Genomic DNA, 16,753 nt, shown 5'->3' on the forward strand with positions numbered 1-16,753 from the left:
ATGCTAAAGCAGCCGCACGGTTTGCGCGGATCAATTCGCTGATCGATTCACCCGAACAGCGACCTGAACGCCCACACGATCGTTTTCGCGACGAATTGCGCGAACGGCAGGGCCAGCACGACCAGCAGGATGATCTGCGCGACGCGCAGGACGGGCTCGAACGCATGCCAGTCGCGGTGCATCATGTGCGGCATGTGGAAATGCGGGCGGTGGATGTGCGACAGGTGCAGGTGAGCTTTTACGCGGCCGGGTTGCATTCCGAATTTCATCGTTGTCTCCGCTATATGTATATGCAACTTAAGCATATGCTTGTGCGGCGCGCTCTGCCGATGATTTTTTCGATCGCGCGGCGGTACGACATTGACAGAATCAATTTGCCGTTCCGCCGGTCTGAACTATGCTTAAAGGCTGTGCCTAGAACCGGTAGGCAAGGTTCGCCAGCACGGCCGGCGAATGCGTGGATTCGTCCGTCTGCGATGCCCCGCCGTGCGAACGCCAGGCCACCGTGACGCCGGCTGTCCACGCATCGCGCGCATGGCGCACCCCGATGCCGCCCCCGCCCAGGGCACGATGGTTGTCCAGCGTGGTCCACGGCGACTTGTTCAAGGTGACGCGGCCCGCGTCGTAGAACAGGTAGGGCACCACAGCGCCGACGGCATAGCGGATTTCCGTCTGCGCCACCCAGCCCATGTCGCCATAGCCTTCGCCGTTCGGATACGCACGCACGCCGTTCACGCCCCCCAGGCCCAGCTTTTCCGACGAATCGAGATTGTGGCCCGTCCACTGCGCCGACACGCGGGCGTACACGTCCAGCCGGTCGTTGATCGACTGGATGCGGGCCAGGTCCAGGTTGAAGCGGTTGAAGCTGCCCGCCGAACGCGCGCTGGTCGCATCGACGGCCTGCGTGTCGCCATTCATCCCCAGCTTGCCGCGGGTCCAGCTCAGCGCCCCGAACGTGATGCCGGCGTGAAGGAACTGGTCGCGCACGTCGAACGACAGGGTCACGGGGACGACGGTGCTCGATTTCTGCGTGTCCGTCAGCGTGGCGTCCTGGCGGTCGTGCAGGCGTTTGTGGTCGACGCTGGCGGACAGGATCAGGTTGCGCACCTGCGACCGCACGATCGGGTACGACAGGCCCAGGCTCGCCACGTCCGCCGTGCCGCGCGCGCCCAGCGCGGCGAAGCCGCCGGCCAGGTCGTAGTACGAATGCGTGTAGCTGGCGCGCCCGCGCAGGCCGCTGTAGCCCAGCGGCGCCGCATACGCGAGGGAGCCGAACCACATGCCCTCTTGCGTGTACAGCGCCTGCGCGGCGAGCTGGTCGCCCAGCATGAACGGGCTGTCCACGTCCACGCTCGCGTGGGCGCGCGTGCGGCCCGTCGCGCGGGTGCCGTAGTTGTCGAGGCCCGCCTCGCCCTTGTAGCGGTGGTCGCGCTTCACTTCGACGAGCAGGTCGCCCGTGCCGACCTCGGCGCCCGGCCGCACGAGCGGCACCGTGCGCACGCCCGGCTGGTCGTCCAGCAGCAGGGTGACGCGCTCCAGGCGGCCGCTTTCGATGATGTCGCCGTGCGGCAGCGCGGACAGGAAGCCCTGCGCGCCTTTGACGAACGCCGGTTCGCCGTGGGCGGTGACCTTGCCGTAGCGGCCTTCCAGCACCTCGACACGCAGGTCGCCGCCGGACAGGTCCTGCTGCGGCAGGTAGGCGCGGGCGAACGGATAGCCGGCCTGCTGGTAATGCGCGGTCACGCGCGCGGCGAGTGCCGCGAGGCCGGCGAAGTCGAACGACTTGCCGTCCACGGGACCGATGGCCGCCAGCAGCGCCTCGCTGCCGATGCGCGTATTGCCGCTGATGACGACGCGGCGCAGGGTCGCCTGCTGGCCGCCCGCCTGCATGGGAGCGCCGGCGGGCGCCGGTTGCACGGCGGGTGCGGCGCCCGTGCGGGGCTGCGGCAGCTGCCGCGCGTTTTCCTGCAGCGAGGGCTGTTGCGCGAGGGCCGGCAGGGACGCCGCGACCAGCAGGGCCAGCGGCAGGAGTTTCAGGTGGTATGTCATGCGTTGTCCGGGTTCGTTACGGGGTCGTGGCGTCCTTGCCGCCCGACTGGTCGTTGCCGGCGCCCGGCATGCGGATGCCGCCGGAGACGACGAGCACGTTCAGGAATTTGACGTCGCGGCCCGCCGCCAGCGCCTGGCTGGACGACTGGCGGCGGTTGGTCGCGCCGACGGCCGAATCGCCGCCGCCCTGCCCGTCCGCCGCCGCCGCGCCGCCACCGCTCGCCGCGCCCGATTCCGGGACGGCGACGTAAGCGAGGCCGCCGACGGCCGGCGCCGGCAGCACGGGCGCGAGGCCCAGCGATTGCGGCGCGATCGTGGCCGCCACCACCGAGGCGGTCGCGGGGACCGGTGCCGGTGCCGGCGTCGGGACCGGCGTCGGGGTCGGCGCCGGCGTCACGACGACGGGCGCGGGTTCGGGCGCCGGTACCACCACGACCGGTGTCGGCTCGGGCGTCGGCGCCGGGATGGGGGTGGGCTCCGGCGTCGGCGTCGGGACCGGCGTCGGCGTCGGCGTCGGCGTCGGCGTCGGCGTCGCGGCGGCGATGATGGTGCCGGTCGTCGCCGTGCGGCCTTCGAATGCGTAGTTGCCCGCGTCGGCGCCGGTCAGCGCGAGGCCGTTCACGTCCACCGCGATACCCGTGCCGGCCGTGGCCTGCGCGAACTGCGCGGTGGCCGCGCTGCCGCTCACGGCCACGTTGTCGCCCGCGATGGTGCCCTCGAGCGTGCCGGGCGCCGTCAATGTCGCCGTCTTCGTGCCGTCCGCCGTCTTGCCGGCGACGGCCGCGCCGGTCACGGTCAGCGCCTTGCGGGCGATATCCGCGGCCGCCGTGCGCTGGATCGTGGCCGCGTAGTTGCCCGCGTCCGCGCCGCCCAGGGTGCCGGCCAGGTCGACGGTCTTGCCGTTGCCCGCGTTCCGGTCCGCGAACGCGCCGGTCGCGGCCACCGTCACGGTGTCGCCGGCCACGAGGCCCGCCAGCGTCGCGTTCGCGCCGCTGACCGTGGTCGCCGTCGTGCCGTCGTAGGTCTTGTTCGCGGCGGTGATGCCGGACACCGTCAATGCCTTCGGCGTGATGGCGGCGCTGGCCGTGGACTGGCCCGTGATCGCATAGTTGCCGGCGTCGCGGCCGCCGAACGTGTTCGCCAGCGTCACCGCCTTGCCGCCGCCCGCGTTCTTGTCCGCGAACGTGCCGGTGGCGCCGACCTGCACGTCGTCGCCCGCGACGAGGCCTTGCACGACCACGCCGCCCATTCCCAGCGCGGCCGCCGTGGTGCCGTCGTAGACCTTGTCGGACGCCGTGATGCCCGTCACGGTCGCGGCCTTCTGGCCGATCGACGCCGTCACGGTACCCGGCTGCGCCAGGCTGTAGTTGGCGGCGCGGCCCGTGCCGTCGGCGAGCGTGCCGCCGCCGACCGTCACGGTCTTGCCCTGGCCCGCGTTCCGGTCCGCGAAGGTGCCCGCCAGGCCCGCCACGCGCAGCGTCTCGCCGCCGACGAGGCCGACGAGCGTGCCGCCCGCCAGTGTGGCGGCGGTCGTGCCGTCGTAGGTCTTGTCCGCGGCCGCGAGACCGGCCAGCGTCAGCGTCTTCGGCGTGATCGCCGCCTGCGTCGCCGCCTGGCCCGCGATCGCGTAGTTGCCCACATCGGCGCCGCCGTACGCGCTGGCGAGTAGCACGGTCCTGGCGCTGCCCGCGTCGGCCTCGGCGAAGGCGCCGGTGGCACCGACCGTGACGGTGTCGCCCGCCACGAGGCCCGCCAGCCGCGCCTGCGCCGTCGACACCGTCGCCGCCGTCGTGCCGTCGTAGACCTTGCCGGAGGCCGTGATGCCGGACACCGTGAGCGCTTTCGGCGTGATGGCGGCGGACAGTCCCGCCGGCGTGGCGATCGCATAATTGGATGCGAGGCCCGTGCCGTCCGCGATGGTGCCGGACACCGTCACCGCCTTGTTCGTGCCGGCGTTCTTGTCCGCGAACGCGCCCGCCAGCCCGCCGAGGTTCAGCGTTTCGTTGCCGACCATGCCGGACAGCGTGCCGCCCGTCAGCCGGGCCGCCGTTGTGCCGTCATAGACTTTGTCGGACGCCGTCAGGCCCGTGAGCGTCAGCGCCTTCGGCGTGATCGCGGCCGTGGTCGAGGCCTGGTCCGTGATCGCGTAATTGGCCACGTCCGCGCCGCCGCGGGTGCTGGCCAGCGTCACCGTTTTCCCAGTACCCGCGTTGGCATCGGCGAACGCGCCGGCTGCGCCTACGGTCACCGTGTCGCCCGCCACGAGGCCCTGCAACGTCGCGCCGCTCGTGGACACCGTGGCCGCCGTCGTGCCGTCGTAGGCCTTGCTTTCGGCCGTGATGCCGGACACCGTCAGGGCCTTCGGCGTGATGGCAGCCAGCGCCGTCGTCTGGCCGCCCAGCGTGTAGTTGGCGGCGTCCTGGCCGGACAGGCCCGTGGTCAGCGCCACCGTCTTGCCGTTGCCGGCATTCTTGTCCGCGAACGCGCCGCTGGCGCTCACGCCGATGTCGTCGCCGCCGATCACGCCGCCCAGGGTCGCCGCATCGACCGACACCGTCGCCGCCGTCGTGCCGTCGTAGACCTTGCTAGCCGCGGTGATACCGGACAGCGTGAGCGCTTTCGGCGTGATCGCAGCGGACAGTGCCGCCGGCGCGGCGATCGCATAATTGGATGCGAGGCCGGTGCCGTCGGTGATGGTGCCGGATACCGTGACGGCCTTGCCCGTGCCGACGCTCTTGTCCGCGAACGCACCCGTCAGGCCGCCGAGGTTCAAGGTCTCGTTGCCGACCATGCCGGACAGCGTGCCGCCCGTCAGGCGGGCCGCCGTGGTGCCGTCGTAGACCTTGTCGGATGCGGTCAGGCCGGACAGCGCCAGCGCCTTCGGCGTGATCGCGGCCGTGGTGGACGCCTGGTCCGTGATCGCGTAGTTGGCCACATCGGCGCCGCCGTGGATGCTGGTCAGCGTAACGGTCTTGCCCGCGCCCGCATTCGCGTCGGCGAACGTGCCGCTCGCGCCGACGGTCAACCAGTCGCCCGCCACGAGGCCGGACAGCTCGGCATTCGACGTCGACACCGTGGCCGCCGCCGTGCCGTCGTAGGTCTTGCTGGCGGCGGTGATGCCGGACACCGTCAATACTTTCGGCGTGATGGAAGCCAGCGCCGTCGTCTGGCCGCCCAGCGTGTAATTGGACACGTCCTGGCCGGAGAGGCCCGTGGTCAGTGCCACCGTCTTGCCGTTGCCGGCGTTCTTGTCGGCGAACGCGCCGCTGGCGCCCAGGACGATGTCGTCGCCGGCGATCGCGCCGCCCAGGGTCGCGGTGGCGACCGACACCGTCGCCGCCGTCGTGCCGTCGTAGACCTTGCCGGAGGCCGTGATGCCGGACACCGTGAGCGCTTTCGGCGTGATCGCAGCGGACAGTGCCGCCGGCGCGGCGATCGCATAATTGGACGCAAGGCCGGTGCCGTTCGTGATGGTGCCGGACACCGTCACCGCCTTGGTCGTGCCCACGTTCTTGTCCGCGAACGCGCCCGTCAGCCCGCCGAGGTGCAGCGTCTCGTTGCCGACCATGCCGGACAGCGTGCCGCCCGTCAGCCGGGCCGCCGTGGTGCCGTCGTAGACCTTGTCGGATGCCGTCAAGCCCGTGAGCGTCAGCGCCTTCGGCGTGATCGCGGCCGTGGTCGAGGCCTGGTCCGTGATCGCGTAATTGGCCACGTCCGCGCCGCCGTGGGTGCTGGCCAGCGTCACCGTTTTCCCAGTACCCGCGTTGGCATCGGCGAACGTGCCCGTCGCGCCCACGGTCACCGTGTCGCCCGTCACGAGGCCTTGCAACGCCGCGCCGCTCGTGGACACCGTGGCCGCCGTCGTGCCGTCGTAGGCCCTGCTTTCGGCCGTGATGCCGGACACCGTCAGCGCCTTCGGCGTGATGGCAGCCAGCGCCGTGGTCTGGCCGCCCAGCGTGTAGTTGGCGGCGTCCTGGCCGGACAGGCCCGTAGTCAGCGCGACCGTCTTGCCGTTCGCGGCATTCTTGTCCGCGAACGCGCCGCTCGCGCCCAGGACGATGTCGTCGCCGCCGATCGCGCCGCCCAGGGTCGCCGCATCGACCGACACCGTCGCCGCTGTCGTGCCGTCGTAGACCTTGTTGGCCGCGGTGATGCCGGACACGGTGAGCGCTCTCGGCGTGATCGAAGCGGACAGGCCCGCCGGCGTGGCGATCGCATAGTTGGATGCGAGGCCGGTGCCGTTCGTGATGGTGCCGGACACCGTCACCGCCTTGCTCGTGCCCACGTTCTTGTCCGCGAACGCACCCGTCAGGCTGCCGAGGTTCAAGGTCTCGTTGCCGACCATGCCGGACAGCGTGCCGCCCGTCAGCCGGGCCGCCGTGGTGCCGTCGTAGACCTTGTCGGATGCGGTCAGGCCGGATAGCGCCAGCGCCTTCGGCGTGATCGCGGCCGTGGTGGACGCCTGGTCCGTGATCGCGTAGTTGGCCACGTCCGCGCCGGCGTGGGTGCTGGCCAGCGTGACCGTCTTGCCCGTGCCCGCGTTGGCGTCGGCGAACGTGCCGGTTGCGCCCACGGTCACCGCATCGCCCGTCACGAGGCCCTGCAGCGCCGCGCCGCTCGTGGACACCGTGGCCGCCGTCGTGCCGTCGTAGGCCCTGTCGGCCGCCGTGATGCCGGACACCGTCAGGGCCTTCGGCGTGATGGCAGCCTGCGCCGTCGTCTGGCCGCCCAGTGTGTAGTTGGCCGCGTCCTGGCCGGACAGGCCCGTGGTCAGCGCCACCGTCTTGCCGGTGCCGGCATTCTTGTCGGCGAACGCGCCGCTGGCGCCCAGGGCGATGTCGTCGCCGTTGATCGCACCGCCCAGCGTGGCGGCGCCGGTGGCCACGGTGGCCGAGTTCGTCCCGTCGTAGACCTTGTCCGATACCGTGATGCCGGCCACCGTCAAGGCCTTCGGCGTGATGGCGGCCGAGAGTCCCGCCGGCGTCGCGATCGCATAATTGGAGGCGAGACCGGTGCCGTCCGCGATGGTGCCGGACACGGTGACGGCCTTGCTCGTGCCGACATTCTTGTCCGCGAACTCGCCGGTCAGGCCGCCCAGGTTCAGCGTTTCGTTGCCGACCATGCCGGACAGCGTGCCGCCCGTCAGCCGGGCCGCCGTCGTGCCGTCGTAGACCTTGTCGGATGCCGTCAGGCCCGTGAGCGTCAGCGCCTTCGGCGTGATCGCGGCCGTGGTGGAAGCCTGGTCCGTGATCGTGTAGTTACCCGCGTCCGCGCCGGCGTGGGTGCTGGCCAGCGTGACCGTCTTGCCCGTGCCCGCGTTGGCGTCGGCGAACGTGCCGGTTGCGCCGACGCTCACCGTGTCGCCCGCCACGAGGCCCTGCAGCGTCGCGCCGCTCGTGGACACCGTGGCCGCCGTCGTGCCGTCGTAGGCCTTGCTTTCGGCCGTGATGCCGGACACCGTCAGCGCCTTCGGCGTGATGGCAGCCAGCGCCGCCGTCTGGCCACCCAGCGTGTAGTTGGCGGCGTCCTGGCCGGACAGGCCCATGGTCAGCGCCACCGTCTTGCCGCTACCGGCGTTCTTGTCGGCGAATGCGCCGCTGGCGCCCAGGGCGATGTCGTCGCCGCTGATGGCGCCGCCCAGCGTCGCCGTGGCGACCGACACCGTCGCCGCCGTCGTGCCGTTGTACTCCTTGTCCGACGCCGTGATGCCGGACGCCGTGAGGGCCTTCGGCGTGATCGTGCCGCTGACGCTTGCCGGCACCGTGAGGCTGTAGTTGGCCGCGCGGCCCGTGCCGTCGGCGAGCGTGCCGCCCGACACGGCGACCGTCTTGCCGGTGCCCGCGTTCTTGTCCGCGAACGCGCCGGCGAGGCCGGACAGGTTCAGCGTCTCGCTGCCCACGAGGCCGGACAGGGTGGCGCCCGTCAGCTGGGCCGTGGTCGTGCCGTCGTACGTCCTGGTCGCGGCGCCGAGGCCGGTGATCGTCAACGCCTTGGGCGTGATCGCGGCCGTGGCGGACGCCTGGTCCGTGATCGTGTAGTTGCCGGCATCCGCGCCGCCGTGCGTGCTGGCCAGGGCGACCGTCTTGTTCGTGCCGGCGTCCGCATCGGCGAACGCGCCCGTCGCGCCGACGGTGACCGTGTCGCCGGCGACGAGGCCCTGCAAGGTGGCGCCGGTCGTGGACACGGTGGCCGCCGTCGTGCCGTCGTACGTCTTGTCGGAGGCGGTGATGCCGGATACGGTGAGCGCTTTCGGCGTGATGGAGGCCGTGACGCCGGCCGGCTGCGCCAGCGTGTAGTTCGATGCGCGGCCGGTGTTGTCGGCCAGCGTACCGCCGGCCAGCGTCACCGCCTTGCCGGCGCCGACGGTCTTGTCGGCGAAGGCGCCGGTCAGGTTCGACACATTCAGCGTCTCGCTGCCCACGAGGCCGGACAGCGTGCCGCCCGTCACCTGGGCCGTCGTCGTGCCGTCGTAGGCCTTATCGGAGGCCGCCAGCCCCGTGAGGGTCAGCGCCTTCGGCGTGATCGCCGCGGTGTTGCCGGCGCCGGCCGCGGTCAGGCCCGGCAGGCGGTAATTGCTTGCGAGGCCCGTGGCGCCGTTCGCCAGCGCGATGGCGCTGACGTAGCGCGCGTCCGCGACGTCGGCGCTGTTGGCCGTGATGCCGGAGGCGACGAGGTCCTCGCCCGCCACGAGGTTGCCGAGGTCGACGGTCGAGAAGCTGTTGGTGCCGTCGTACGTCTTGCTCGCATCGAGCGTGACGGTGCGCTGCGTGATGCTGGCCGTGGCGCTGGCCGAGTTCCCCGCCAGCGTATAGTTGCCCGCGTCCGTGCCGCCCAGCGTGATGTTGCTGATGCTGACCGAATAGGTGCCCACGTTCTTCGAGCCGAAGCTGCCGGTGCCGCTGGCCGTGACGTTGTCGCCTGCGATGGCGCCGGACATGGACACGGCCGCCGTGGTCGTGCCGTCGTAGACCTTGTCCGCCGCACTCGGGGTCAGCGCCTTGCGCGTGATGGCGTAATCGCCGTTATAAAAATAGCCGACGGCGTACGTGGTGCCGCCCGACGTGACGTTGCGCGGGTTGGTCGCGCCCGGCGTCAGCGTGCCGTACGTGCCCACGTTCTTGCTGCTCGTGTTGAACACGGGCGCGGGCGACAGGCTGGCGGGCGTGAAGCCGGCGGGACCGCCGACCGACGAGAAGCTCATGCCCGTCGCGAGGGTGGTGCCGTCGTACACCTTGGTGCCGCCGCTGGCGCCCAGCACGTAGATCGGGTTGGTCGACATGTCCACGGCCTGGTAGGTCGCGTACAGGTAACTGTTGTTCCGGCCCGTCACGAGCAGGTAGCCGCAGTTGGGGTACGGATTCAGGCAACCGGACAGCTGCGGCGCCTGCGTGTACGCGGAGGGCCGCGGCGCGCCGTTGATATAGATGAGCCAGTGCGCGACCGACGGGCCCTGGAACACGACCTGCTCGCGGCTGCCGTAGTTCACCATGCCCATGGCGCCGGCGTCGCGATCGTCGCTCGTGTAGTTGGCGCCCGGCGTCGTGTTGTTGGCGTTGATCAGTACGGTACCGGCGCCAGGCGCGCTGCCGACGGTCGTGACGGTGCCCGAGCCTGCCTCGAAGCCGATGCCGAATTCCTTGATGTGCCCGATGCTCTCGCCGGTCATCTGCAGGTTGCCGGTGCCGGCCAGGATCGTGGCGCCTTGCTTAATGAAGATGCCGCCCTTGGTGCCGTCCACGCTGCCGCCCTGCGGCGCAAGGTTGGTCTTGCCGTTGATCGTGATGTTGCCGCCGCTGGAGAGGATCGAGACGTTGCGTTCGATCGTGACCGCCGCGCTCGTGCGGGTGGTGTTCGCGTTGCGGGCGAAGCCGATGCCCCCAGATGCGCTGCCGCCGTTGCCGCCGATCAGGATCGTGCCGCCGTTCGATGCCAGGTTCGCGTTGACGTCGACGCCGCCGACCGTCGCGCCGGCCGCGTTCGCAGCCGACAGCGTCAAGTTCAGCCTGCCGCCCGTCGCCGTGATGGCGCTGTCGACGATGACGTTGCGGTCCGCGCGCAGGGTCAGGGTCGCATCGCTGCCGCCCGTCTTGGCGATCGGGCTGGCCACCGTGATATCGCCGTTGCCGTTCGATCCGCTCACGGTGCCGAAGCTCGTGTCGCTCGACTGCGTCGTCACCGTCACGCTCGTGCCCTGGTTCAGCGAATTCGAGATCGTCGCGGCGCCGGCCGCGTTGATCGTGTAGTCGTACGGGTCGACGAGCCATTCGCCGCCCTTGCCCGCGGCCGCGCCGGCATTCACCGTCAGCCCCGGCGCCGTCGTCACGTGCGCGGCCGACGTCTCGATGTTGCCGCCGTTGCCGCCCGCCGGCGCGCTCGCGTCGAGCGTGCCGCCCACGTTGGCGGTGCCGGTCTGCATGTCGCCCAGCAGCAGGATCTGGCCCTGCGCGCCGGTCGCGAGCGTGCGCGCCTGCACGATGCCGCTGTTGTTGATGACGGCACCGGACAGTTCGCCGGCCGACTTCGCCGTCATCAGCACCGTGCCACCGTCCGCGCGCACGGCGCCGCCGTTGTCGACGAGTGCGTCCAGTGCGCCCTTCCGGACCTGCAGCTTGACGGGACCGCCGAAGTCGACGACGACGTCGCTGCCCGCGCCCAGCAGCGCATTGCCACTGTCGGCCACGATCTCGCCCGTGTTAACGACGCGCGCCGCCACCAGTGCGACGTTGCCGGCGCGCAGCACGCCCTGGTTCTGGACGCCTTGCGCGCTGCTGCCTTGCAGGCGGTAGCGCCCGGCGAGGAAGTCGTCGTTGCTCATGGCCAGCGTGGACGCCAGCAGGCCGCCGACGTTGACCTGGGCCGTCGGGCTGAACAGCACGCCGTTCGGGTTCAGCAGGAACACGTGGCCGTTGGCGTTCAGGGCGCCCTGGATCATCGACGCGTCCGCGCCGAGCACGCGATTCAGCGCGACGGCGTTGGCCGAGGGCTGGACGAAGTTGACGGTATGGCCTTGTCCGACCGAAAAGCCGGTCCAGTCGATGGCGGCCTTGTTGCTGCCCTGGTTGACCGTGAGCGTCTTGCCCGCATAGTTCAGCGTCGCCTGCCCGGCCGTCACGTGGCCGCCCGCCGGCAACGGATCGGCGGCATGCGCGCCCGCGGCGGCGGCGGCCAGCGCCATCAACGCCAGCTGGCGGCGCCGGCGCGCACGCCCGGTCGACGATTTGGCGCACTTGGAACCGAGTTCCGACGCGACCTGCCAAATGTTTTTTGCTGCATTCCAGACGATGCGATAAATACGGTTCACGAGAATTCCGGGCGGCTAATAAGAATCCACTTAGTTTAGGATATTTCCCGACAGGAAATCGATAAAATCAATAAATCGTGAATTATGAGTCGCGCACCGGCAACGAATTACCTAAAAGAATTATCGCGATGATATGAAATAGAAAAAATCAGCGACGATGGATGCGTTTTCCAATCATTTGCTCGTCAATTCAATAAGTTACACGCGTGCCACAGACAAGATAATATGATGCAAAAACGAATTTATTTATCTACAAAAGTATTTCTCCAAATATATTCACCACCAATTGAATTGCGATCATTCAGCCCGCGTCGTTAATTCGGATGCGTGTCATTTTTAATTTGATTTAACACGAATCAAATGAATGTGGATGGCCGACGGCGTCACCCGCGAGCTGCTGAAAAGGTCCCGTGCGCCGCTCCTCCTCGCGCACTGAGACGGTGCGGCGCCGATTTACCGGAGAGGGAATCCCTAGCTTTTGAGGCAGATCAAACGAAAAACCCCGCGTCGCCCGGACACTGCTCGTCATCATCGACGAGAGTGAGGTAGATCATGCATTTCCATCATCCCGACGCCGATCCGCTCGCGGCTTGCGCGGCCCTGCGCACGAGCCGGGCGCGGCTGTGCGCGCGTGTCGCCGCCCTGCAGGCGCAGCCGGACGACGCCTTCGTCCAGGATTTCCCCGCCGTCGTGGCGGCTGTCGAAGCCGATTTCCGCCGCGAGGAAGCGCTGCTGGAACGGCTCGGCGACGCCGCGCTGCACCCGCGCCGGGCCGACTACGCCGTCGTGCTGTGCGCCCTGCACCGCACACTGCCCCAGATCGAGGGCGGCGATGTCGGCCTGGGCCGCCAGGTCGCCGATGCGCTGGAGGCCGTGCTGTCGCTACCGTGGGATGCCGGCACGGAAGTGGCCGCCGCCACGCGCCAGGCACTGCCGCCGGGTACACGGCCACAACGCGTGCCGGCCCACCTGCATTAGACAACGATCAATGTCACGATGTTTCCACAGGAAATTTTTATTTCTGTCGAGAATCTTTACATGACGCCGCGACATTGATTTTTGTTCAAAATCGATTTCCTTACAGAACAGATAGTTATAGTTTTTGGCACGTTCCTTGCGTTAAGTCGATGAGCAAAACAAAAAATGTCACAAGACAACCTCATCGTTTGATCAACCCAAAGGAAACAACATGCTGAAGACTACCCTGAATGCTGCCGTGCTCGCCGCCATGAGCGCCCTGGTCCCGACCCTCGCCCACGCGACGCTTCTGGCCCCGACCACGACGACCAAGTTCGACGTGAGCAATACTGTGACGGACACGCTCGGCGGCGGAAAGACAAGTTCCGACGGCGCGAGCAGCGGCAAGGCGAATACGAACATGGATACCCTCAAGACCGCCGCAGTCGCGCAGTTCGACAAGAGCAAGGGCGTGCTGACGGGCGCCACCGTCAACCTGGTGTCGAAGTACAAGCAGACGACGACCGTCACCGTCGGCACCGGCGGCACCGGCGGGAACAACGACGGCACGTTCACGGCCAAGGGCACGGCCAGCAGCTCGATCAGCCTCGGCATTCCGACCGGCGTCACGGGCGCGAGCGCATCGCAAAGCGACATCAAGGACACCTGTACCTTCACCGGCAAGATCAAGACGGGCTGCAGCGATGGCGTCAGCGAAAAGCAGGTCGACAACAGCACGACGGTGAAGGGCACGGCGCTGAATGCCTACGTCGGCAGCGGCAGCTTCCTCGCCGACCTGCTCGCGGTCTCGAACACGGCGGAAACGACGTCGAACCAGTTCCTCACCGACGCCACCACGACGTCGACGATCAACTGGACAGGCGAGCTGAGCGCAACCTACAGCTACCTGCTGCACGCGGCACAGTCGTTCGACGGCAAGTCGGCGGTCACCGAGCTGACGCTCGATTTCGGCAATGTCTACCTGAACGACACGGTGAAGGCCAAGGACTTTTCGATCGCCAACCTGGCCGATAACGACCGCGTGGGCCTGAAGCTGACCAACTTCGCGGAGACGGACGCGAACAACGTGTTCGGCACCAGCCTGGCGCTGTTCGACAACCTGGTGCAGGGCGGTTCCAACGGCTACACGGCATCGTTCCTCGCGACCGTCCTGGGCAAGAACACGGCAACCTACCAGCTGACCCTGGCCGACGCGACGCCGGACGGCACCTATGCGTCCGACACCCTGGGCAAGGGCTATAACCTGACGCTGAACCTGACGGCGAACGTCATCCAGCGCGCGGCCGACACCGCCGGCGGCCAGGTGCCGGAACCGGCGTCGCTGATGCTGCTGGGCCTGGGCGCTGCCGGCCTCGCGGCCGCACGCAAGCGCCGCCAGTCCTGATCTGCGGCAGCGCCCGGGCGGTCAGCGCAGCGCGAGCTGCGCGGCCGCCGGGCGCGCGGCGGCGCCGGCCTGCACGTTCAGGCGGAACGCGCCGACCGCCAGCGCCAGGCTGTCGGCTTCCTCGCGCAGCTGCTGCGCGGCCGCCGACGCCTGCTCCACGAGGGCCGCGTTCTGCTGCGTGGCCTGGTCCATCTGGACGATGGCGTGATTCACCTCCTCGATGCCGGACGACTGCTCCTCGCTGGCCGCCATGATCTCCGACATGATGTCCGTCACGCGGTTGATGCTGCCGACGATCTCGCCCATGGTGGCGCCGGCCTGATCGACCAGTGCCGAGCCGTGGTGCACCTTCCGCACCGAGTCGTCGATGAGCGACTTGATTTCCTTCGCGGCGGCGGCGCTGCGCTGCGCCAGATTCCTCACTTCCGATGCCACGACGGCAAAGCCGCGGCCCTGCTCGCCCGCCCTGGCCGCCTCGACGGCCGCGTTGAGCGCGAGGATATTCGTCTGGAACGCGATACCGTCGATGACGCCGATGATGTCCGCGATACGGGTCGCCGACGTGTTGATCGCGCCCATCGTCGCCACGACCTGCGTCACCACCGTGCCGCCCTTGGCCGCCACTTCCGACGCCGACTGCGCCAGCGTGTTCGCCTGGCGCGCGTTGTCCGCGTTCTGGCGCACGGTGGAGGTCAGCTGTTCCATCGACGTGGCCGTGCGTTCCAGCGACGCGGCCTGTTGCTCCGTGCGCTCCGACAGGTCCAGGTTGCCGCTCGCGATCTGGCCCGAGGCCGAGGCGATCGTATCGGTCGACGTGCGCACGCGGCCCACGATGCGCGCGAGGCCCGCGTTCATTTCGCTCAGCGCGCGCATCAGTTGACCCGTCTCGTCGCGCCCGCGGACAGGGATATCCTGCGTCAGGTCGCCGTCCGCGACGGCGCCGGCGATGCGCACGGCCTTGTCCAGCGGCCGCACGATGCTCTTGATCAGCATGGCGCCCACGAAGCCGGCCAGGATCAGGCCCAGCACCATGCCGGACAGGCAGACGAAGCGCACGATCTCGTACATCGTTCGCGAGCGCTGGTTGGCAGCGGCCGCCTCGTCCAGCTGGATCTGGATCAGCGCGTCGATCGACGCCTTCACGGGGCGGAACAGCTCGACCATCGGACCGTGCACGAGCGCCGTGCCGCGCGCCGTGTCGCCGGCGCGCACGGCGGCGACGATCGGTTGCTGCGCCTCGTCGACGAACTTCGTCTTGAGCTGCATGAAGCGCTGGGCTTCCTGCTGTTCATGGCCGGTCATCGCCGTGGCCATGTACGCCTTCCACTGCGTGTCGATGACTGCATCATTGCGCGCGATGTCGTCGACGAGGCCGGCGACCTTGCCCGGCTCGGCCGTCAGCGCGCGCGACAGGTTGACCTGGTTCTCGTCCATGGCGCGGACGATCTTGTCGAGCTCGCCCACACAGACGAGCCCGTCCGAATACATGGATTGCATCTGGCCGTTGGCGTGGCCGAGGCTGACCAGGCCGACCGTGGCACCCACGATCAATTCCAGGCCGAGGAGCGCGATCACGAAGATCAGGCGCGTTTTAATAGTGATATTTTTTAGCATGATGGGCAGGACGTTGGTTGATCCGATTAATTATAGAAACCATTAGTGCCTAGTGGAAATGAACTAGGCACCAATTAATCAGATTTCGTCCCGCCGTCGCCAATCTGCAACGCAGCGTTGCCAGACTGGTGCGGCCTGCGCGCGGATCAGCGCAGGTTGCCCGTGTGGCCCAGCGAGTAGCGGCCAGGTTGCGGCCAGACCGTCAGGCCATGCGGTTCGCCGCCGACCTTCACCTTCTGCATGGCGCCCGTCTTCGTGTCGATGCGGTAGACGACGTCGTCGAAGCGGCCGGACAGCCACAGCCACTTGCCGTCCGCGCTGACGTTGCCCATGTCCGGGCTGCCGCCGCCCGGCACCGGCCAATTGGCGACGATCTTGCCGGTGGCGAAGTCCAGCACGGCCACGCTGCCCTTGCCCTTCGGCTTGCCGTGGATGCGGTGCGTGCCGCGGCTCGCGATGTACAGGAACTTGCCGTCGCGGCTCGGGTACAGGCCGTGCGTGCCGATGCCGACCGGGATGAAGCCGATCTGCGTCAGGTTGTCGCCGTCGACGACGTGCACGCCGTCCGCGTCCATGTCGGCGATGTAGAAGCGCTTGCCGTCCGGCGACATGCGCACGTCCTGCGGCATGCCCTTCTTCGACGTGCAGATCTCGCTGGCGCCCGGCGCCGTCGGGTCGACGCCTTCGCGGAAGCGCGTGGACGGCATCGTCAGTTTCAGGTAGCCGAGCACCTTGCGCTCCACGAGGTCGATCTTCGCGAGGCTGCCGTCGAATTCGCACGTGAACAGCGCATAGCGGCCGTCGATCGAGAACTCGGCATGGTTGATGCCGCCGCATTTGGGCACCTCGATCGCGTACTGCATCGCCATCGTGTGCGGATCGCGGAAGTCGAGGCGGTGGCGCGCTTCCGCCACGACGATCGCCGACTTGCCGTCCGGCGTGAAATACATATTGTACGGATCGTCGACCGGGACGTTCGCGCCGGGCTTGCCGGTGCGCGGATCGATAGGCGTCAGGCTGCCGTCGCCCGTGCGCTCGGCATTGTTCGCGACCCACAGGGTGCGCAGGTCCCAGGACGGGATCACGTGCTGCGGGCTGCGGCCCACCTTGAAGCGGTCGACGACCTTCAGCGTCGCCGGATCAATGACGGACACGTCGTTCGAGCGCAGGTTCGGCACGTACACGCGTTCCAGGTCGCCCTTGACGACGGGACTCAGCTGCGTGATCTCGCTGTAGACGTTGTGCGGATCGACGACGCGCGGCATGCCGGGCACGGAGACCACGGCCGGAGATTTGGTGACGGGCGCAGGCGCGGTCGCGGACGCGGTCGCGGTCGCATCGACGAAGCGCGACGCGACGACGCCGCCGGCCACGACGGCCAGGGCCAGGACGGCACCGATGGTGGTTTTGGAGGACACGATGACTCT

At 68.8% G+C, this 16,753-nt stretch carries 7 protein-coding genes; 2 read left to right on the top strand and 5 right to left on the bottom strand.

Going from position 1 to position 16,753, the window contains the following annotated elements; genetic code table 11:
- Positions 1–47: 47 nt before the first annotated feature.
- The 3 genes from ASD28_RS04950 to ASD28_RS04960 all read right to left on the bottom strand — a co-directional run bounded on the left by ASD28_RS04950 (position 48) and on the right by ASD28_RS04960 (position 11,350).
- Positions 48–269, bottom strand: coding sequence for a hypothetical protein (locus tag ASD28_RS04950; protein WP_156403894.1), 222 nt, complete (start codon positions 267–269; stop codon positions 48–50).
- Positions 270–414: 145 nt separating this feature from the next.
- Entirely contained in the window at positions 415–2,049 is a 1,635-nt protein-coding gene (locus tag ASD28_RS04955; protein ID WP_056124892.1) for a ShlB/FhaC/HecB family hemolysin secretion/activation protein, read from the bottom strand.
- Between the two features lie 16 nt (positions 2,050–2,065).
- The gene (locus ASD28_RS04960; RefSeq protein ID WP_056124896.1) at positions 2,066–11,350 is read right to left on the bottom strand and encodes a YDG domain-containing protein; all 9,285 of its coding nucleotides are present in this window, start codon (positions 11,348–11,350) and stop codon (positions 2,066–2,068) included.
- A 552-nt stretch (positions 11,351–11,902) separates the two neighbouring features.
- On the opposite strand from ASD28_RS04960, the gene ASD28_RS04965 reads away from it, so the two are divergent.
- Entirely contained in the window at positions 11,903–12,328 is a 426-nt protein-coding gene (locus tag ASD28_RS04965) for a hypothetical protein (RefSeq protein ID WP_056124899.1), read from the top strand.
- A 211-nt stretch (positions 12,329–12,539) separates the two neighbouring features.
- Positions 12,540–13,712, top strand: a complete 1,173-nt coding sequence (locus ASD28_RS04970) for a PEP-CTERM sorting domain-containing protein (protein WP_056124904.1) — start codon at positions 12,540–12,542, stop codon at positions 13,710–13,712.
- Between the two features lie 21 nt (positions 13,713–13,733).
- Here the strand turns inward: ASD28_RS04970 and ASD28_RS04975 are convergent, their stop codons facing one another.
- Both ASD28_RS04975 and ASD28_RS04980 read right to left on the bottom strand, forming a co-directional pair.
- Positions 13,734–15,326, bottom strand: coding sequence for a methyl-accepting chemotaxis protein (locus ASD28_RS04975; protein WP_056124907.1), 1,593 nt, complete (start codon positions 15,324–15,326; stop codon positions 13,734–13,736).
- 146 nt (positions 15,327–15,472) lie between these two features.
- Complete coding sequence (locus ASD28_RS04980) at positions 15,473–16,744, bottom strand: YncE family protein (RefSeq protein WP_082577344.1); 1,272 nt, start codon at positions 16,742–16,744, stop codon at positions 15,473–15,475.
- Positions 16,745–16,753 lie beyond the last annotated feature (9 nt).

The organism is Massilia sp. Root133 (genome assembly GCF_001426525.1).
GTDB classification, from domain to species: Bacteria; Pseudomonadota; Gammaproteobacteria; order Burkholderiales; family Burkholderiaceae_D; genus Telluria; species Telluria orientalis.